Raw genomic sequence first — 18,730 nt, 5'->3', positions numbered from 1 at the left:
ATAATTATTGTTATAATTTAGGTGGGGACGAGCTGCGGGTCAACCGTGGCCGTCGGCGGCCACCCAGGCCGGCCGAACAGGGAGGATCAGATGAGCGCAGGCAGCGACACGCCGTTTCGCGGCACCGTCGGCAAGACGGTTGCGGACTCAAAACCCTGGTGGCCGGAGTCGCCAAGGCCGCCCGAGGGCGCGCCGAACATCCTGGTGGTGCTATTCGACGACGTCGGCTTCTCCGATTTCGGCTGCTACGGCTCGGCGATCCGGACGCCGACCATCGACCGGCTTGCCGCCGAAGGCTTGCGCTATTCCGGCTTCCATACCACAGCGATGTGCTCGACCACGCGCGCGGCACTGCTCACCGGGCGCAACCATCACTCGGTCGGCGTCGGGTGCCTTGCCAATTTCGATTCCGGGTATCCAGGCTACCGCGGCAAGATCGCGCGCGAGGCGGGGACGCTCGCCGAGATGCTGCGCACCCACGGCTATCGCAACTACATGGTCGGCAAATGGCATGTGACGCCGCTCACCGAGAGCGGCGCCACCGGCCCGTTCGACGGCTGGCCGCTCGGCCGCGGCTTCGATCGCTTCTACGGCTTTCTCGACGCCGAGACCGACCAGTACGCGCCGGAGCTCGTCTCCGATAACACGCATATCGATCCTCCGGGCACCTATGTCGACGGCTATCATCTGACCGAGGACCTGATCGACCAGTCGATCCGTTTCATCGGAGATCACGTTGCCGATCGTCCTGACGTCCCGTGGCTGACCTGGGTCGCGCTGGGGGCCTGCCACGCGCCGCACCAGGCACCGATGGATATCATCAGGAGCTACGACGCCTCGTTCGCGCACGGCTGGGACGTCGAACGCGAGCAGCGGCTCTCGCGTCAGAAGGCGATGGCACTGGTGCCGGAGCGAACGCGGATGCCGGCGCGCAATGACGGTGTGAAAGCCTGGGAAGATCATTCGGCCGACGAGCGTCGTGTCTTCACGCGCCTGCAGGCCGCTTTTGCCGGGATGCTCGACCATTCCGATCGTCATCTTGCACGCCTCGTCTCATTTCTGGATAAGGCCGACATCCGCGACAACACCATGATCATCGTGATGTCCGACAATGGCGCGAGCCAGGAGGGCGGGCCGCTCGGCTTCGTCAACGCGATGGGCCCATTCAATTTCAAGCCGGAGCCGATCGCGGAGAAGCTGAGCCGCATCGACGACATCGGCGGGCCGGACACCCACAGCAATTTTCCGCATGGCTGGGCGATGGCTTCGAACACGCCGCTGCGCCGCTACAAGCAGAACACCCATGGCGGCGGCATCCGCGATCCCTTCGTCATCAATTGGCCGAAGAAGATCGCGGGCACGGGCGAGCTGCGGCACCAGTTCGTGCACGCCTGCGACCTCACGCCGACGCTGCTGGAGCTGATCGGCATCGAGGCGCCCGCCGAAATCTCAGGCTGCCGGCAGATGCCGCTGGAAGGCGAGAGCTTTGCGCTTTCGATCACGGACGCGTCTGCTCCTTCAAAGAGCTCGCCGCAATATTTCGAGATGTTCGGCCATCGCGGCCTCTGGCAGGCGGGGTGGAAGGCGGTCGCCTTCCATCCATCGGGCACGCCGTTCGAAAGCGACAAATGGGAGTTGTTCCATCTCGATGAGGATTTCTCAGAGACCGACGATCTCGCGGCGAAAGAGCCGGAACGGCTGGCGAAGATGATCGCTACATGGTGGGAGGAAGCCGAAAAGCACAAGGTGCTGCCGCTCGACGACCGTTTCGGGCCGCGCTTTGCGGAGAACGCCGCGCGCTTCCACGGCGCGCGCCACCATTTCGTCTTCCATGCCGGCATGGGCCATGTGCCGACCGACGTCGCGCCTGATGTGCGCAGCCGCAGCTATACGATCGAGGCGCATGTCGAGATCGACGAGGCGGGTGCCGACGGCGTGCTGATCTCGCATGGTGATGCGACGTCGGGCTATAGTCTCTACGTCAAGGATGGCCACCTCGTGCATGACCTCAACATCGGAGGCAGTCACCAGATCATCCGCTCGGACCGCAAGGTGCCGTCGGGCGCGCGGCGGCTGGGCGTGCATGTCGAGCGTCTCGTGCGCAAGGAGCCGCCGGCGAAGGGCTCGCGCACTGGCATCACCGACTACACGCTATTGATTGATGGTGAGAAGGCGGGGTCGCTGCAGACAGAGCTTGCCTTCCACACGCTGATCTCGTGGTCCGGCCTCGACATCGGCCGCGACCGCGGCAGTCCGGTGTCGCATTATGATGCGCCGTTCCAATTCACCGGACGGCTCTCGCACGTCAGCGTCACCATGCACAACGACCAGAAGCTCGACGGCGATGCCGTCGGCAACGCGCAGATGGCGCGGCAGTAGGAGAGAGGCGACTTACTTGATCTTGTCGTAGGCCGCCGCGAAATCGCCGAGCGGCATCGGGATCGCGATCGTTTCCTTCGCCATGTTCTGGAAGGAGACCTTCAACTGCTTGCCTGACCTCAAAGTGCCCAACAGGTCCGGTGCGATCGGGGTCGAGGCGTAGCAGCCGCGGTTCTCGCAGGTCTGGATCTGGAGATCGACCGTCTTGCCGTCGTCGACCTGGAGCTTGGCGCCGATGGGAAGGTTGAGGCCAAGCGGCAATTGCAGCAGCGCCACCGGTGTGCGGGTGTCCGGCGCGATGCGGATGTTGATGAGGACGATGGTCTGGCCGGTCTTGGTCAGCACCGCGTTCTGCTCCATCGCACATTCGAGCGGTGCATCGCGGCTCACGCTGGTGCAGCGCACGATCCAGCCGGGCGGCTGCGCCGCAGCGCCGTCAGCCTGCGGCTGCGTCGGAGCCGGTGCGGGCTGTGCCGCCGGGGCAGAGGGAGCCGCGTTCTTCTTGGCGCTTTGCTGGCCGTGCGCGGCACCCGCCGACAACAGGACGGCGGCGACAAGGGCGACAAGTCTGGATTGCATGGGCATGGCAAAACCGCGTTGACGTGAACCGAGGGCCTCGCTGTAACGTCGTGAGGCGCGCGGTGCAAGCTGCTACTCGGCAGCTTCCTTAACGGTGCCGTGCTCGACCGTCTCGTCACCTTCGCCGTCACCCTTACGGCCCCAGCCCGAGAACCAGTTGTTGAGCTCGTCGAGATAGAGATAGACGACCGGAGTGGTGAACAGCGTCAGCGCCTGGCTGACGATCAGACCGCCGACCATGGCGTAGCCGAGCGGCTGGCGAATTTCGGCGCCCGTGCCGTGGCCGAGCATCAGCGGCACGCCGCCGAGCAGGGCAGCCATCGTCGTCATCATGATCGGACGGAAGCGCAACAGCGCTGCCTGCCGGATCGATTCCGCCGGCGTCTTGTGCTCATCGCGCTCCGCGGCGATGGCGAAGTCCACCATCATGATGCCGTTCTTCTTCACGATGCCGATCAGCAGAATGACTCCGATCAAAGCAATGAGGCTGAACTCGAAGCCGGCCGCCATCAGGATCGCGAGTGCGCCGACGCCGGCCGAGGGCAGGGTCGACAGAATCGTGATCGGATGGATGTAGCTCTCGTAGAGGATGCCGAGGATCAGATAGACCACGACCAGCGCGGCGAGAATGAGGAGCGGCACAGTGCCGAGCGACTGCTGGAACGCCTGTGCCGTGCCCTGGAAACTCGAATTGAGCGTCGGCGGCGCGCCGAGATCGGCCATCGCCTTTTGCACGGCCTCGGTGGCCTGGCCGAGCGCGACGCCCTGGGCGAGGTTGAAGCTGATCGTGATCGCCGGGAACTGGCCCTGGTGGCTGATCGAGAGCGGGCGGACCGGATCGGTGCTCCAGGTCGCGAAGGTCGACAGCGGCACCTGGTCGCCGGTCAGAGGAGATTTCAGGTAGAGCTTGTTCAGGCTCTCGAGGCTACCCTGCATCTCCGGGAGGATCTCGAGGATCACTTTGTAGGTGTTGAGCTGGGTGAAATACTGCGTGACTTGGCGTTGGCCGAAGGCGTCGTACAGCGTGTCGTCGATCAGCTGCGGCTGGATTCCGTAACGCGCTGCAGTATCGCGGTTGATCTTGAGCTGAACCGTGGTGCCCTGGGTCTGCTGGTCGGTCGCGACGTCGCGCAGTTGCGGCAACGTCTGCATCCTGGCGAGGATCTTCGGCGCCCAGTCGTTGAGCTCGGCGAGATCGGCGTCCTGCAGGGTGAACTCGAACTGCGTGCGCGTTGGCCTGCCGCCGAGCCGGACGTCCTGCGCCGCCTGCATGTAGAGGCGGGCGCCGGACACCTTTTCGAGCTTGGGACGCAGCCGCGCGATGATCTGCTGCGCCGAGGCATTGCGGACGCTGCGCGGCTTCAGCGTGATGAACATGTTGCCGTTGTTGCCGGCGCGGCCGCTGCCGCCGATGTTCATCGCGATCGTTGCGACGTCGGGATCGTCCATCACGATCTTGCCGAGCTCGACCTGGCGGCGCTGCATCTCCGCGAACGAGATGTCCTGGGAGGCTTCGGAGGTCGCGGTGATCAGGCCGACGTCCTGCTGCGGGAAGAACCCTTTCGGGATCAGGACGAACAGATAGATCGACAGGGCAAGGGTCGCGAAGAAGATCGTGAGGGTCGTGCGACGCCAGGCCAGGGCATGGTCGAGCACCCATTCGTAGCCGCGCAACATCGCATCGAAGCCGCGCTCGCTCCATTGATAGAACTTGCCGTGGGTCACCTCCCCATGCGCGCGCAGGAAGCGCGAGGCCATCATCGGCGTCAGGGTCAGCGACACGAACATCGAGACGAAGATGGTCATCGCCAGCACGACCGCGAATTCGCGGAACAGGCGTCCGATGATGCCGCCCATCAGCAGCAGCGGAATCAGCACTGCGACCAGCGAGATGCTGATCGAGACGATGGTGAAGCCGATTTCCTTGGAGCCCTTGAAGGCGGCCGCCATCGGCGATTCGCCTTCCTCGATGTAGCGCGTGATGTTCTCGAGCATCACGATGGCGTCGTCGACGACGAATCCGACCGCGATGGTGAGAGCCATCAGGGACAGATTGTCGAGCGAATAGCCGACGACCCACATCAAGGCGCACGCGCCCAGCAGCGCCAGCGGCACCGTGATGGTGGGTATGACGGTCGCCCAGAAACTGCGCAGGAAAATGAAGATGACCATGACCACCAGCGCAATGGTCAGCAGCAGCGTGAACTGGACGTCCTCGACCGCGGCGCGGATCGTCGTGGTGCGGTCGCTGATGAGCTCGATCTTGATCGCGGGCGGGATCGCTGCGACGAGGCGAGGCAGGGTGGCCTTGATCCGGTCGACGGTCTCGATGACGTTGGCGCCCGGCTGCTTGAATATCACCAGGAACACGCCGCGCTTGCCGTTGGCCCAGGCCGCCTGTTTGGCGTCCTCGGCGCCGCTGACCGCCTGGCCGACATCGCGGATTCGCAAGGGACCGCCATTGCGGTAAGCGATGATGACGTCGTTCCAGTCCTTGGCCTGGGTCAGCTGGTCGTTGGCGTAGATCGTGTAGGCGCGCTTCGGGCCGTCGATGTTGCCCTTGGGGCTGTCGACCGTGGTGATCGCGATCTGGCTGCGCACGTCCTCCATCGACAGGCCCTTGGCGACGAGTTTCGCCGGGTCGATCTGGATGCGGATGGACGGTTTCTGCTGGCCGCCGATGAAGACCTGGGCGACGCCGGAGAGCTGGCTGATCTGCTGGGCGAGCTGGGCGTCGACGGCGTCGCTGACGCTGGTCAGCGGCAGCGTGTCGGAGGTCGCCGACAACAGCAGGATCGGCGCGTCGGCCGGGTTGACCTTGCGGTAGGTCGGCGGCGAGGGCAGGTTCTTCGGCAGCTGACCGCTCGCGGCGTTGATGGCGCCCTGCACGTCGTTGGCGGCGCCGTCGATGCTGCGGTTGAGGTCGAACTGGATGGTGATCGACGCGGTGCCCAGATAGCTCGTCGAAGTCATCTGGGCGATGCCCGGGATCTGGGCGAATTGCCGTTCGAGCGGCTGGGCCACCGACGAGGCCATGGTCTCGGGGCTGCCGCCCGGCAGATTGGCGGTGATCTGGATGGTTGGGAAGTCCACCTGCGGCAGCGGCGCGACCGGCAGCAGGGGATAGGCGACGAGACCGACGAACAGAATGCCGGCCATCAGCAGCGAGGTGCCGATGGGATAACGGATGAAAGGTGCCGAAATCCCGCCCGCGTTCATTCCTGTCGAACCTTGTTCTGGGCCGGATCCGTACTCGCCACGGCCGTCGAGACGAGGCTTCCCGGCTGAACCTTGAATTGGCCGCCGGTGATCACCTGCTGCCCGGGCGTCAGCCCTTCGTCGACGACCGAACGTCCGTCGATGGCGTAGCTGACCTTGATCTTGTGCAGTTCGGCCTTGTTGTCCTGGTTGACCGTATAGGCGTAGAGGCCGTTGGTGGAATGCTGGACCGCGTCATCCGGGACAACGGTCGCATCCCTCAGGGTGCGCACCAGAAGGCGTGTCGACACCGACTGCCCAGGCCACAGCGCGTGGTCCTTGTTGTCGAACACCGCCTTGAGTCGGATCGTCCCGCTGCTGGTGTCGACCTGGTTGTTGATGACCGCGAGCTTGCCCTCGGCCAGCGTCTTCTTGCCGTCGGTGGTGAAGGCGATCACCCTGAGCGCGCCAGCCTTCTGGCCCTCGCTGATATAGGGCAGCTGATCTTCGGGCGCGGTAAAGATCACCGAGATCGGCTCGACCTGCGAGATCGTGACGATGCCGGTCTGCGTCGAGGAATTGACGATGTTGCCGACGTCGACCTGGCGCAGGCCAGCGACGCCGGTGATCGGCGCCTTGACCTGGGTGTAGTCGAGCTGGGTCTGCGCGTTGGAGATCGAAGCTTCGTCGGCGGCGATCTGCGCGGTGAGCTGGGCGACCGTCGAGCGCTGGGTGTCGACCCGCTGGGCAGTGGCGAATTCGCCGAGCTTCATGGCGCGCTGGAGCTCGAGATTGGCGTTGGCCAGATTTGCCTCGTCCTGCGCCTTCTTGGCCTTGGCCTGGTCGAGCGTGGCCCGATAGGGGCGGGGATCGATCGAGGCGAGGAGCTCGCCCTCCTTGACGATCTGGCCTTCGGTGAAGGCGATCTTGTCGATCTGGCCATCCACCCTGGTCCGGACTTGGACGGTGTTGAAGCCCGCAACCGTGCCGAGACCGGTCAGGTAAACCGGAAAGTCCACCTTTTGGACCGGCGAAACGCTCACGGGGACGGCGGGCGGGCGCGGCGGCCCCTTCTGTGCGGTCTGGATTTTTCCGGCCTCGGGCGCGCCGAATTTCTGCCAACCATAGTAACCTGCGGAGGCCACGGCCGCGATGATCAGAATCCAGAGGATCGGCCGGGACTTTTTCATATCGTCTCGTGTCGGCTCTTGTGCCCTAAACTACGAATTATGAGGCAATCATAGGGTTCCAGCGCGCTTGTATAATACACGCCAAGTTCCTGTGTAAACAGCACTATCCGTTGAGAATCCTAAACAATTGGAAAGCTTTGCACCGCTTGGGCAGCTCCGTGTCACTACGGTGTGCAGTGCTGGATTGTCCCGTTAGGAACGATCAGCGTGCAAACTTTGTGCAATGCTCGAAAGCGGTGTGCTCCGCACCGAGCGGCGCCGCGCATGGGCCGCAAGGCGAGGGCTCGCAAGAACGGTTCTAAATCGTGCGGAGGCCGTTTCGGTTGTCAGGAAAACTGGCATCGGTCATATCGGCGCGCCACAACGGGAGCGCAGCATGGACGAACTGAACGGCAAGCTGATCGCGTGTCAGATCCTGATCACGGGATTGATCGCACGCGTCGCCAACGAGCAGCGCGATCCCTTGCGCTTTCTCACCGACTTCCGCGACGAGATCAGAGCCGTCGTCAACGGCGTCAACATCGCCGGCATGGACAACAGCGATCGCGTGCGCGCGGTGGCGCAGAAGACCGTCGATGAATTGTTCTCGCTGATGAAGCCGCCAAGCAGCGATTGACGATGCGCGCGCGACCGCCGAACTCGCGCTCTCTTTAGAACGACTCCAATCTTGTTTTAGAACGATTTCAAACTGTAGTTTAGAATCGTTTTGATCTGGACTTATTCAAGCGTTCTCGCGGCTTGCTCGCATTGACCCGCTATTTTGCCGCCGATACCAACACACCAATCGTTCATCGAAGTGAATGGGCGAACAGGAATATGGGGCGTGTTTGGTAATGGGGCAGGTGGTCGCACCGAAGTCGTTGCGTTCGGTCGCAGCATTCGATGAAAAGTTCACGAGCGTTTCCGGCAAGAAGGTCTCCGCTGTCGCGGGCCTGATCGCGGCAGCATCGGTGTCGAGCGGCGCGGAAGCGCAGCAGTCGAATCTGCCGCCGGTGACGGTCGATGCTCCGGTCGCGCGTCCGCGCCCGGTGGCTTCGAAGCCGACGGCGGACCAGGTCCGCGCGCGCAATGCGCTACGCCGCGCCGCGCAGCGGCAGCAGGCCGCGCAGCAGACGGCTCCTACCGTTCCGGCCGGCGAAGCCGACCGTAATCCGTATTCCGATCCGGCAGCGCCCTACAAGGTCGACCAGGTCCAGGCCTCCGGCAAGTTTCCCGAAAAGATGCTGAACACGCCGAAGAGCATCACCGTGCTCAGCAAGGAAGTGCTCGAGGACAAGAACGCCACGACGCTGAAGGAGATCGGACGCTCCACCGCGGGTGTGACGCTGGGATCGGGCGAGGGCGGCAACGCGTTCGGCGACCGCTTCTTCATCCGCGGCTTCGACGCGCGCAACGACGTCTTCATCGACGGTATCCGCGATCCCGCGGTCTCGATCCGCGAGAACTTCTTCACCGAGCAGATCGAGATTCTGCGCGGCCCGGCCTCGTCCTACGCCGGCCGCGGCACCGCTGGCGGCGCCATCAACATCGTCACCAAGCAGGCGGGCGACGTCAATTTCAAGCGGATGGATACCGAGTTCGGCACCGACCGGACCAAGCGGGTCACGCTCGACGTCAACCAGGTCATCGATCCCACCTTCTCGGTGCGCGTTGGCGGCCTGTTCCAGGACGCCAACGTCGCCGGCCGCAACTACATCACCGACGATCGCTGGGGTTCGTTCATCTCGACCAAGTACACCCCGACCAACGACATCAAGATCACGACGAACTACGTCCACACCGACCTCAGCGGCTACCCGGATTTCGGCGTGCCCTTTTACAGGCAGGGCAACGTGCCGGTGACGTCGGCGGGCATTCCGCGCGGAAGCTGGTACGGCTTCCTCAACCGCGACTTCCAGACGGCGCGGCAGGATTTCGGCACCGGCACGATCGAGTACAAGGTCAACGACGCCATTACGCTGACCAGCAAGGTGCGCGGCGAGCACTCGGTGCTGAACTACATCGGCACGCTGCCGCAGAACCCGAACACGACCAGCCCCAATCCGCTGCTCTGGACCACGACGGCAAGCGCGCAGAGCCGCTTGCAGAACGTGGACGTGTGGGCCAACCAGAACGAGGCCACGTTCAAGCTCGACACCGGCGGGGTCAAGCACACCACGGTGTTCGGCGTCGAGTATGCGAACGAGAACATCTCGATCGACCGCTATGCGGGCCTCGCGTCGGAGCTGTCCGGTTCCGCCTTCACGAGCAACGGCGCCGTGACGGGGGTCAATCTCTATTCTCCGCAATTCACCAACATCCCCTTCAGCATTCCGGGGATCGTCGGAAATCCGACGCGATATGGCGTCAACACCACCAGCGTGTATGCCATGGACACCGCGAACTGGCAGGACACGATCATCGTCAACGGCGGCGTGCGCTACGACGGCTACAGCCAGAGCTCGTCGACCAACGCGGCCTATCTGAAGCAGAACGCCGATCTTGTGAATTACAACGTCGGCCTGGTTTACAAGCCGATGTCGATCGGCAGCGTCTATGCGGCCTACGCCACCTCGGCCAATCCGTTCGGGTCGGAGCTTGATGCGACCGCGACCGACTACGGTGGTGTTCCGCCCAACACGGCCGTTTTGCTCGGACCCGAGCGTAACAAGGCGATCGAACTCGGCACCAAATGGGAGCTCGCCGACCGTCACCTGCTGGTGACCGGTGCGCTGTTTCAGACGACCAAGGACAATGCGCGCGAGACCGTCAACAGCGTGCTGACTTCGGGGGCCGCCTACAGGATCCAGGGCATCGACATCGAGGCCGAGGGCAAGCTCACCGACCGCTGGAGCATTTTTGGCGGCCTGGTGCTGATGCAGTCGAAGGTCACGCAGAGCGGCGTTGCGTCGAATCTGGGTCTGCAGCTTGCCAACATTGCCCACCAGTCGTTCAGCATGCTGACCAAGTACAAGTTCGACGGCGGCTGGGAACTCGGCGGGCAGGCGGTGTACCGCTCGAAGGTCTATGGCGGCACGTTCGCGGCCAACACCAACGAGCTGCCGAGCTATTGGCGTTTCGACGCGTTCATCGAGAAGAAGATCGACCAGAACTGGACCATGAAGTTCTACGCTCAGAACCTGACGAACAAGCTCTATTACGACTCGTTCTATCGCAGTGCCGTGCCCTTCGTGGCGGTCGCGCCGGGGCGGGCGTTCTACCTCGTGACGACGGCGAAGTTCTGATCATGTTGACGTGCCTGCCTGGCGTTCTGAGCAAGGATGATGTGGCGGATTTCCGCCGCATCATGGACGCCAGCGAATGGGAAGACGGGCGCTCCACCGCCGGCGCGCAGTCGGCGATGGTCAAGCGCAACGAGCAACTGCCGCCCGATAGCGAAATCGCGCGAAAACTCGGCAACCGCATCATTTCGGCGCTGACGTCGAACCCGCGCTTCATCGCGGCGGCGATCCCGCTCCAGATCTTCCCGCCGCTGTTCAACCGCTATGCAGCCAGCAGCGGCCACCATTTCGGCCTGCATGTCGACAATGCCATCCGCGGCGACCGCCTGACCGGCCTTCGCATCCGCACAGACCTGTCGGTCACGCTGTTCCTGGCCGAGCCGGAGGAGTACGACGGTGGCGAACTTGTGATCGAGGACAGCTACGGTTCGCACGAAGTCAAGTTGCAAGCCGGGGACTGCGTGCTCTATCCCTCGACCAGCCTCCATCTGGTGACCCCGGTGACCAGGGGAACGCGGGTTGCGTCTTTCTTCTGGCTTCAGAGCATGATACGGGACGATCAAGCCCGGAGCATGATCTTTGACCTCGACACCGCGATACAGGCGCTGGTGGAACGGCTCGGGCGTGACGATCCCGAAACGGTCAAATTGACGGGTATCTATCACAACCTCATTCGCTACTGGGCCGAAGTATGAAGATCATGTCCTTCCAAGCAAGCCTTGCCGCAGCTCTGGTGCTGGCGGCCGCCTGGCTTGCATCCCCTGTTTCGGCCCAGACACAAGCCGCGCCCGCGGCTCCGGTCCAGTCGACGGCTCAGCCGTCCGCGGTCAGCCCAGCCCCGGTTGTTGCTCCGCCTGCGGCGCCCCAAGCTGCCGCACCCGCGGCAAAGTCCGATGCCGGCATCGCGCCCGCCATGAAGGAATTGTCGCCCTGGGTGATGTTCCAGTCGGCGGATATCATCGTGAAAGCGGTGATGATCGGGCTCGCCTTCGCATCGCTGATGACCTGGACGGTGCTGATCGCCAAGTCGATCGAATTGTCGATCGCCGCAACCAAGCTTCGTTCGGCGCTGAAGAAGATCGCGGAGGCACGCTCGCTCGCCGAAGCGCAGATGGCGCTCGGCGCCAAGGAGGGCATCCTGCCGTCCTTCCTGGCGGCGGCGCTGCGGGAGGCGCGGATGTCGGCCGGCCTCTCCAGCGACACCGGCATCAAGGAGCGCGCGGCTTCGAGCTTCTCCGAGATCATGCGCGCGGAGGCGCGGCGCATCCGCGTCGGCATGGGCGTGCTCGCGACCATCGGCTCGACCTCGCCCTTCGTCGGCCTGTTCGGCACGGTGTGGGGCATCATGAACAGCTTCATCGGCATCTCGAAGTCGCAGACTACGAACCTCGCCGTCGTCGCGCCCGGCATCGCCGAGGCGCTGCTCGCCACCGCGATCGGTCTGGTCGCCGCCATTCCCGCCGTCATCATCTACAACTACTTCTCGCGCGTGACGAAGAGCTATCTCGAGCTCGTCAGCCGTGCCTCGGGCGCGGCGGGGCGGTTGCTCTCGCGCGATCTCGACCGCAGCCACGGCAGCGTGCATTCGCGCGCGGCGGAGTGATCCATGGGCGTTTCGCTCGCAGACAATGATGACGACGACGATTTCGGCGAAACGCATGAAATCAACGTCACGCCGTTCATCGATGTCATCCTGGTGCTGCTGATCATCTTCATGGTCGCAGCGCCGCTCTCGACCGTCGACCTGCCGATCGATCTGCCGACGTCGAGCGCGACGCCGCAGAAGAAGCCGGACAAGCCGACCTATCTCAGCATCAAGCCCGATTTGACGCTTGCCATCGGAGAGAACCCGGTCCACCGCGCCGAGTTGATCGGCACCCTCGACGGCCTCTCCGACATGAGCAAGGACAAGTATGTCTTTCTGCGCGCCGATCGCTCGGTGCCGTATGGCGAGTTGATGGGGGTCATGGAGCTGTTGCGCTCAGGCGGCTATTCGCGGGTGAAGCTGGTTGCGCTGGAAGGCGCTCCGGGGGCGCCTGCGGCAGGCGCCGCTCAGCCTTAGAGGCCGCGATGTCGGACGAGTCCAAACCAGCCCGGACGCTTTGGATTTTGGCAGCGGTGGCGGCGCTCGCGCTGCATCTGGGTGGTGCCGCGCTCGCGCTGGCGCACCTGCGCGCCGATGACGGCGATGACGGCCTCGGCGCGGCCGGCGCGGAGTTCGCTGTCGAGATGGCCTCGCCGAAGGCGCCTGACACCGACCTTCCGCCGGGACCGGATAGCGAAGCGATGCAGGAGCAGCAGGCGCTTCCCGAGCAAAAAGCCGAGACCAAGGAAACCGAGCTTCCAAAGGATCAGTCGCAACAGGTCGACGATCCCGATCGGATCGTCACCGAGAACATCTCGAAGAAGCCGCAGGACGAGGATCCGAAGATCGCGGCGGTCGAGACGCCCGCTGCGGAGGCCTCGCCGAAGTCCGTTGCGACGGCGCGGCAGACGCTTGATGAGGACGCGCGCGAGGCCGAGAAGGCGCTGGCGCCTGTGCTGGGCATCGGCAAGGATATTCTGAAGCTGACGGCGGACTGGAACCGCAAGATCAGCGCGCATCTTACCGCCCACAAGGTCAACCCGGAGGGCAAGGAGCCCAACAATCAGAAGGTCAAGGTCTCCTTCGCGATCAATCGGCGGGGCAACGTGCTTTCAGTCGACGTTGCCGAGTCATCCGGGGATGCAGCTTACGATGCGGCGGCGATCTCGATTGTGCGCAAGTCCGATCCCATCCCGCAGCCGCCTGCCAGCCTGACCGACGACCGGTTCGAGCGCACCGTCGACATCATCTTCACGCCGCCGGACGCAAAGAAAAAGAAGAAGTCGGCTCAGCGCCAGTAGAGCCTGATCCCGACATAGACCACAACCAGGCAGGCGAAGATCAGGGCCACCGGGAGCGGCCGTTTCTGGGTCGCGCCCGCGGTCGCTGCCCCGAAGAAATTGGCCTTCTTCGGCTTCGGTTCGGGGCGGCGGAAAGCGGTAACATTGTCCGCCGCCGGTTCGGCCGCCCTGGGGCGGACGTCAGGCGGGGTTCCCGCGCCGCCCATCTCGGCATAGTAGGCCTTGTAGATGGCGCCGATGGTGGCCTCGGTAGCCTCACCCTCGTTCATCTGTGCCTGCAGGTTCTTGTAGCTCGCGAGGAATTCCTGCGCCCCCGGCGGCAGCGCGGACGACCCGTTGAGCTTGGCCATCATCTTCCAGGTGGCGAAATCGGCGCGGGCGCGGGTATCGGCGCGTCGCGCGATCAGCATATCGGCAGCTTTGACCAAGTCGGCCTCGAGCCCTTCGGCTTGTGTTCGGGTGTGTCGCTGTTCAACTACGCATTGCCGGTCAGAATGAGAACAGCCTGAATCACATAACCGGTCAACGTTCGCAGTATTGCTGAAATAACATCAAGATTTAGACCGAACTGGGAGCCTGCCAGCGGTAGCAGGATCAGCAAGCCGATCAGGATCAGCATCCCGAACGGCTCGAGCCGCGCCAGCGGCAGGGCGAGCGGCCGGGGCAGCAGCCCAACCGCGACGCGCCCGCCGTCGAGCGGCGGGATCGGCATCATGTTGAACACCGCCAGCACCGCGTTGATCAGCAGCGCGTTCTTGAGATTGTCGAAGATCCATTGCGCCGAGTTGGCCGGAGCCCAAGGCAGGGCGTGCAGGGCAAGAGCTGCGGCCAGCGCCAGCAGGATGTTGGTGGCAGGCCCGGCCAGCGCCACCCACACCATGCCGAGCCTGGGGTCGTTGAGCTTGCGGAAATTCACCGGCACTGGCTTTGCGTAGCCGAACAGGAACGGCGAATGCGCAAACAGCAGCATCGCCGGCAGGATTACGGTGCCGAACGGGTCGATGTGGCGGAGCGGATTGAAGCTGACACGGCCGAGCTGCGAGGCCGTATCGTCACCGAGACGATATGCCACGAAGGCGTGCGCAGCCTCGTGGAAGGTGATGGCGAGCACCAGCGGCAGCACCCACACCGAGAGGTCATACAAAGAAATGTTCACGGCTCGTCCGTCCCGGTTTACCTGCGGTCTTGCAGCCGACCCAGCCAACCGGTGGTGCAGCAACGCTTCACCTCAACATAGGGTGACCGGTTCCGAAATGCCACGCTGCAAATGATCGGCGAGACCGGCGGCCGTCACGTCGAGCCTTGGCGCCGGATGAGCTACGTCGGGATCGTCCCCTCATATCGGATCATGCCGTCCTCGATCGTCACCCAGTCCATCTTTTCGCTGACCCAGATATGCTCGGTCGGCACAAACGCGTTGCGATCGTCGAAGGTCGCCAGCGCGACGCCAGCCAGCGTGCCATTGCGGCGCCAGGCGAACAGCCGCGTGCCGCAGCGCTTGCAGAACACGCGGTCGATGTGCTCGGACGACGCATAGCGCTCGGTGTCGCCCTCGACCGTCAGCGCGCGCTGGTCGAACTGCGCGCGGGCGAAGTAGGGCGAGCCCATCGCCTTTTGACAGATGCGACAATGGCAGATGCGGACGTTGAGCGGCTCGCCCTCCGCCTTGAACCGCACCGCGCCGCACAAACATCCGCCTTCCCGGATCATGACGCCCTCAGTAAGTTGCGCGCCCGCCAGAGATGTCGAACACCGCGCCGGTCGAAAACGCGCAGTCCTCGGATGCGAGCCAGGCCGCCATCGCGGCGAGCTCCTCCACCAGCACGAAGCGGCCTTTTGGAATCTTCGACAGCATGAAGTCGATATGCTGCTGCGTCATCTGGTCGAAGATCGCGGTCTTCGCAGCCGCGGGCGTCACCGCATTGACGAGGATGTCATGTGCCGCCAATTCCTTGCCGAGCGACTTCGTCAGCGCGATCAGGCCGGCCTTGGACGCCGAATAGTGCGACGCGTTCGGATTGCCTTCCTTGCCGGCGATCGAGGCAATGTTGACGATGCGCCCGTATTTCTGCTTGAGCATCGCGGGCACGACCGCCTTGCAGCAGATGAAGGGGCCGTCCAGGTTGATGCGCAGAACTTTCCGCCATTCCTCGAGATCGGTCTCCCAGACCGGCTTGTTGACCCCGGCAATGCCGGCATTGTTGACGAGGATGTCGATCTTGCCGAAGGCGGCAAGCGTGGCGTCGCGAGCCTGCTCGACGGCCGCGGTATCGGTAACGTCGACTTTGAAGACGCGGGCGTTGTCGCCGATTTCCTTCGCCGTCTTCTCGGCCAGCGCGGCGTCGAAATCCCAGATCGCGACCTTGGCGCCGGAGGCGACGAAGCGCTGAACGATGGCGCGGCCGAAGCCCTGCGCACCGCCGGTGACGATGGCGACACGGTCGTTGAGATCGATCTTGTTCATGCTGGATGCCTTCTGGATGCCTTGGCGTCAGAGCATGTAGCCGCCGTCGACGACGAGGTCGACGCCGGTGGTGAAGGCGCTCTCGTCACTGCCGAGATAAACCGCCATGGACGCGATCTCGTCGGCGGTGCCGAGCCGGCCCATCTTCTGGCGGGAGACGAACATCTCCTTGCCCTGCGGGCCTTGCGCGGCGGCGCGGTCGAGCATCGAGGGCGTCTCGACGGTGCCCGGGCAGATGCTGTTGCAGCGGATGCCCTTGGTGATGAAGTCGAGCGCGACCGCGCGCGTCAGCAGCGACACCGCCGCCTTTGAGGCGCTGTAGACGTAGCGGTTGGCCGGCGGCCGCAGCGCCGCGCAGGAGGAGATGTTGACGATGCTGCCGCCGCCGCCCGCGAGCATGTCCGGCAGGAAGGCCCTGATGGTCCGGTGCATCGACTTGACGTTGAGGTCGAACGAGAAATCAAAATCCTCTTCCGAACACTCAAGGATGGTACCGTGGTGCACGAAGCCGGCTGCGTTGAGCAGGATGTCGACCTTGCCCACGCGCTTGGCGAAGGCGTTGACGTCGGCGGTGCTGCGGACGTCGAGCTTCGCGGTTTCGGCGACGCCTTCCTTGGTCAGGCTCGCGATGCCGCTCTCGTTGATGTCGGTGGCGATGACGGTTGCGCCTTCACGCGCGAATGCGATGGCGCATGCGCGTCCGATGCCTGCCGCTGCAGCCGTGATGACGGCGCGCTTTCCCTTGAGGCGGTCTGCCATTTTCTTCTCCCTTGCCTGAAAGTTCTATCGGATCGTCATTGCGAGCGAAGCGAAGCAATCCGGCGTCCCGCCGCGGAGACAGCCTGGATTGCTTCGTCGCTTCGCTCCTCGCAATGACGAGTGGTCAGTGATTATCCCGCGCCACGCCAAAGGTGCCGGCGACGTTCTGGTAGCGCGTGGCGAGCTCCATGCAGGCACCGGTCGACTGCTGGCCGACGGTGTTGCGATAAAGCTCCTGCCACGGCGTCTGGTTCGGCGGATGCTTGAAGCCGCCACTGGCCTTCAGCTCGGCGTGGCGCTTCTTCACCTCGTCGTCGGAGATGAGAATGTTGGCGCTGCCCTTGTTCAGATCGACGCGCACCTTGTCGCCGTTCCTGAGGACCGCGAGGCCGCCATTGGCAGCGGCTTCCGGCGAAGCATTGAGGATCGAAGGCGAACCCGAGGTGCCCGACTGCCGGCCGTCGCCGATGCAGGGCAGGGACATGATGCCGCGTTTGATCAGCGCCGCAGGCGGCTGCATGTTCACGACCTCGGCGCCGCCGGGATAGCCGATCGGACCGGTGCCGCGGATGAACAGCACGCAGCGCTCGTCGATCTCGAGCGAGGGATCGTCGATCCGCTCGTGATAGTCCTCGGGACCTTCGAACACGACGGCCCGACCCTCGAAGGCATTGAGATCGGTCGGGTTGCTGAGGTAGCGATCGCGGAATTCCTTGGAGATCACGCTGGTCTTCATGATCGCGGAATCGAACAGATTGCCCTTCAGCACCAGGAAGCCGGCGTCCTTCACCAGCGGCTTGTCGTAAGCCCAGATCACGTCATTGTCGGGCTTTGGCGCATTGGCGCAGTTCTCGCCGATGCCGCGGCCGTTGACCGTGACCGCGTCCTCGTGGATGCGCTTGTGCTTCATCAGTTCGCGCACCACGGCCGGCACGCCGCCGGCGCGGTGGAATTCCTCGCCGAGGTAGAAGCCGGCCGGCTGCATGTTGACCAGCAGCGGCACGTCGTGGCCGACCTTCTGCCAATCGTCGATGGAGAGCTCGACGCCGATGTGGCGCGCCAGCGCGTTGATGTGGATCGGCGCGTTGGTCGAGCCGCCGATCGCCGAATTGATCACGATGCAGTTCTCGAACGCCTTGCGGGTCAGAATGTCCGAGGGCTTGAGGTCTTCCCAGACCATGTCGACGATGCGTTTTCCCGTCTCGTAGGCTATCTGGCCGCGCTCGCGATAGGGGGCGGGGATCGCTGCACAGCCCGGCAGCGCGAAGCCGAGCGCTTCGGCAAGCCCGTTCATGGTGGAGGCGGTGCCCATGGTGTTGCAATGGCCGACCGAGGGCGCCGAGGACGCGACGATCTCCATGAATTCTTCATAGTCGATCTCGCCGGCGGCGAGCCGCTCGCGCGACTTCCAGACGATGGTGCCGGAGCCGGTGCGCTCGCCGTTGTGCCAGCCGTTCAGCATCGGCCCGCCCGACAGCACGATCGCGGGCAGATTGACGGTCGCCGCCGCCATCATGCAGGCCGGCGTGGTCTTGTCGCAGCCCGTGGTCAGCACCACGCCGTCGAGCGGATAGCCGTAGAGGATTTCGACGAGGCCGAGATAAGCGAGGTTGCGGTCGAGCGCCGCGGTCGGGCGCTTGCCGGTCTCCTGGATCGGATGGGTCGGGAATTCCATCGCAATGCCGCCGGCCTCGCGGATGCCTTCGCGGACGCGATGGGCAAGCTCGATATGGTGGCGGTTGCAGGGGGAGAGGTCGTTGCCGGTCTGCGCGATGCCGATGATCGGCTTGCCGGACTGGAGCTCGGCGCGGGTGAGACCGTAGTTCAGATAGCGCTCCATATAGAGCGCGGTCATGCCCGGATTATGCGGATTGTTGAACCATTCCTGCGAGCGGAGGTGGCGGCGAGCGCCGTTGCCGGCGGGCGCATGCCCATTGGTTGGTTTGTTTGTCATTGGTTTCTCCTGCAATGCAAACGCACTGGCGTCCGTTCTATGGTATCGGCTTGTGCGATGCCCAACGGCGCGAGCGACGATTTGCCTGCCCGCTGGCGGG

General features: G+C 64.0%; 16 protein-coding genes. 7 read left to right on the top strand and 9 right to left on the bottom strand.

Annotation, left to right across the window (positions count from 1 at the left end; all coding sequences use genetic code 11):
- Positions 1 to 90 precede the first annotated feature (90 nt).
- Positions 91 to 2,379, top strand: a complete 2,289-nt coding sequence (locus ABIC03_RS03275; protein ID WP_354055480.1) for an arylsulfatase — start codon at positions 91 to 93, stop codon at positions 2,377 to 2,379.
- 12 nt (positions 2,380 to 2,391) lie between these two features.
- Here the strand turns inward: ABIC03_RS03275 and ABIC03_RS03270 are convergent, their stop codons facing one another.
- The 3 genes from ABIC03_RS03270 to ABIC03_RS03260 all read right to left on the bottom strand — a co-directional run bounded on the left by ABIC03_RS03270 (position 2,392) and on the right by ABIC03_RS03260 (position 7,346).
- A complete protein-coding gene (locus tag ABIC03_RS03270; protein ID WP_354055478.1) occupies positions 2,392 to 2,964 on the bottom strand; it encodes an invasion associated locus B family protein in 573 nt (190 codons plus the stop codon).
- 66 nt (positions 2,965 to 3,030) lie between these two features.
- Entirely contained in the window at positions 3,031 to 6,177 is a 3,147-nt protein-coding gene (locus tag ABIC03_RS03265; RefSeq protein ID WP_275167349.1) for an efflux RND transporter permease subunit, read from the bottom strand.
- Complete coding sequence (locus tag ABIC03_RS03260) at positions 6,174 to 7,346, bottom strand: efflux RND transporter periplasmic adaptor subunit (RefSeq protein WP_354055475.1); 1,173 nt, start codon at positions 7,344 to 7,346, stop codon at positions 6,174 to 6,176. The genes ABIC03_RS03265 and ABIC03_RS03260 overlap by 4 nt, the downstream gene beginning before the upstream one ends.
- Positions 7,347 to 7,722: 376 nt before the next feature.
- Here ABIC03_RS03260 and ABIC03_RS03255 point away from each other — a divergent pair, with 376 nt between their 5' ends.
- The 6 genes from ABIC03_RS03255 (at position 7,723) to ABIC03_RS03230 (ending at position 13,453) form a co-directional block, all read left to right on the top strand.
- The gene (locus ABIC03_RS03255) at positions 7,723 to 7,962 is read left to right on the top strand and encodes a hypothetical protein (RefSeq protein WP_275167347.1); all 240 of its coding nucleotides are present in this window, start codon (positions 7,723 to 7,725) and stop codon (positions 7,960 to 7,962) included.
- Between the two features lie 217 nt (positions 7,963 to 8,179).
- Positions 8,180 to 10,570: a TonB-dependent receptor gene (locus ABIC03_RS03250; protein WP_354055473.1), complete on the top strand. Its 2,391-nt coding sequence runs from the start codon at positions 8,180 to 8,182 to the stop codon at positions 10,568 to 10,570.
- Positions 10,571 to 10,572: 2 nt separating this feature from the next.
- A complete protein-coding gene (locus ABIC03_RS03245; protein WP_354055471.1) occupies positions 10,573 to 11,262 on the top strand; it encodes a Fe2+-dependent dioxygenase in 690 nt (229 codons plus the stop codon).
- Positions 11,259 to 12,170 carry a tonB-system energizer ExbB gene (exbB, locus tag ABIC03_RS03240; protein ID WP_354055469.1) on the top strand — a complete coding sequence of 304 codons (912 nt, stop codon included), beginning with the start codon at positions 11,259 to 11,261 and terminating at the stop codon, positions 12,168 to 12,170. Before ABIC03_RS03245 ends, exbB begins: the two co-directional genes overlap by 4 nt.
- A 3-nt stretch (positions 12,171 to 12,173) precedes the next feature.
- Positions 12,174 to 12,629: a TonB system transport protein ExbD gene (gene exbD, locus ABIC03_RS03235; protein ID WP_018459254.1), complete on the top strand. Its 456-nt coding sequence runs from the start codon at positions 12,174 to 12,176 to the stop codon at positions 12,627 to 12,629.
- An 8-nt stretch (positions 12,630 to 12,637) separates the two neighbouring features.
- A complete protein-coding gene (locus ABIC03_RS03230; RefSeq protein WP_354055466.1) occupies positions 12,638 to 13,453 on the top strand; it encodes a TonB family protein in 816 nt (271 codons plus the stop codon).
- Here the strand turns inward: ABIC03_RS03230 and ABIC03_RS03225 are convergent.
- The 6 genes from ABIC03_RS03225 to ABIC03_RS03200 form a co-directional block, all read right to left on the bottom strand.
- The gene (locus tag ABIC03_RS03225; protein WP_275167801.1) at positions 13,441 to 13,863 is read right to left on the bottom strand and encodes a hypothetical protein; all 423 of its coding nucleotides are present in this window, start codon (positions 13,861 to 13,863) and stop codon (positions 13,441 to 13,443) included. The two genes, ABIC03_RS03230 and ABIC03_RS03225, sit on opposite strands and share 13 nt — an antisense overlap.
- A gap of 65 nt (positions 13,864 to 13,928) precedes the next feature.
- Positions 13,929 to 14,609 carry a site-2 protease family protein gene (locus tag ABIC03_RS03220; RefSeq protein WP_275167342.1) on the bottom strand — a complete coding sequence of 227 codons (681 nt, stop codon included), beginning with the start codon at positions 14,607 to 14,609 and terminating at the stop codon, positions 13,929 to 13,931.
- 161 nt (positions 14,610 to 14,770) lie between these two features.
- Positions 14,771 to 15,163, bottom strand: a complete 393-nt coding sequence (locus ABIC03_RS03215; RefSeq protein ID WP_354055464.1) for a GFA family protein — start codon at positions 15,161 to 15,163, stop codon at positions 14,771 to 14,773.
- Between the two features lie 7 nt (positions 15,164 to 15,170).
- Positions 15,171 to 15,917, bottom strand: a complete 747-nt coding sequence (locus ABIC03_RS03210) for an SDR family NAD(P)-dependent oxidoreductase (protein WP_275167340.1) — start codon at positions 15,915 to 15,917, stop codon at positions 15,171 to 15,173.
- Between the two features lie 27 nt (positions 15,918 to 15,944).
- Positions 15,945 to 16,676: an SDR family oxidoreductase gene (locus tag ABIC03_RS03205; RefSeq protein ID WP_354055461.1), complete on the bottom strand. Its 732-nt coding sequence runs from the start codon at positions 16,674 to 16,676 to the stop codon at positions 15,945 to 15,947.
- Between the two features lie 124 nt (positions 16,677 to 16,800).
- On the bottom strand, positions 16,801 to 18,630 hold the full coding sequence (locus ABIC03_RS03200) for an IlvD/Edd family dehydratase (protein WP_354055459.1): 1,830 nt from the start codon (positions 18,628 to 18,630) through the stop codon (positions 16,801 to 16,803).
- Positions 18,631 to 18,730 lie beyond the last annotated feature (100 nt).

It is taken from the genome of Bradyrhizobium sp. RT6a (genome assembly GCF_040547675.1).
GTDB lineage: Bacteria > Pseudomonadota > Alphaproteobacteria > Rhizobiales > Xanthobacteraceae > Bradyrhizobium.
The sequence above is the reverse complement of the archived record's forward strand: the minus strand, read 5'-3'. Positions and strand labels throughout refer to the sequence as shown.

Bases quoted from the DNA above. Each gene is read 5' to 3' on its own strand.
- ABIC03_RS03270 (WP_354055478.1), bottom strand. From the start codon at position 2,964: ATGCCCATGCAATCCAGACTTGTCGCCCTTGTCGCCGCCGTCCTGTTG.
- ABIC03_RS03200 (WP_354055459.1), bottom strand. From the start codon at position 18,630: ATGACAAACAAACCAACCAATGGGCATGCGCCCGCCGGCAACGGCGCT.
- ABIC03_RS03250 (WP_354055473.1), top strand. From the start codon at position 8,180: ATGGGGCAGGTGGTCGCACCGAAGTCGTTGCGTTCGGTCGCAGCATTC.
- ABIC03_RS03275 (WP_354055480.1), top strand. From the start codon at position 91: ATGAGCGCAGGCAGCGACACGCCGTTTCGCGGCACCGTCGGCAAGACG.
- ABIC03_RS03230 (WP_354055466.1), top strand. From the start codon at position 12,638: ATGTCGGACGAGTCCAAACCAGCCCGGACGCTTTGGATTTTGGCAGCG.
- ABIC03_RS03225 (WP_275167801.1), bottom strand. From the start codon at position 13,863: ATGCTGATCGCGCGACGCGCCGATACCCGCGCCCGCGCCGATTTCGCC.
- ABIC03_RS03205 (WP_354055461.1), bottom strand. From the start codon at position 16,676: ATGGCAGACCGCCTCAAGGGAAAGCGCGCCGTCATCACGGCTGCAGCG.
- ABIC03_RS03260 (WP_354055475.1), bottom strand. From the start codon at position 7,346: ATGAAAAAGTCCCGGCCGATCCTCTGGATTCTGATCATCGCGGCCGTG.
- ABIC03_RS03265 (WP_275167349.1), bottom strand. From the start codon at position 6,177: ATGAACGCGGGCGGGATTTCGGCACCTTTCATCCGTTATCCCATCGGC.
- ABIC03_RS03255 (WP_275167347.1), top strand. From the start codon at position 7,723: ATGGACGAACTGAACGGCAAGCTGATCGCGTGTCAGATCCTGATCACG.
- exbD (WP_018459254.1), top strand. From the start codon at position 12,174: ATGGGCGTTTCGCTCGCAGACAATGATGACGACGACGATTTCGGCGAA.
- exbB (WP_354055469.1), top strand. From the start codon at position 11,259: ATGAAGATCATGTCCTTCCAAGCAAGCCTTGCCGCAGCTCTGGTGCTG.
- ABIC03_RS03245 (WP_354055471.1), top strand. From the start codon at position 10,573: ATGTTGACGTGCCTGCCTGGCGTTCTGAGCAAGGATGATGTGGCGGAT.
- ABIC03_RS03210 (WP_275167340.1), bottom strand. From the start codon at position 15,917: ATGAACAAGATCGATCTCAACGACCGTGTCGCCATCGTCACCGGCGGT.
- ABIC03_RS03215 (WP_354055464.1), bottom strand. From the start codon at position 15,163: ATGATCCGGGAAGGCGGATGTTTGTGCGGCGCGGTGCGGTTCAAGGCG.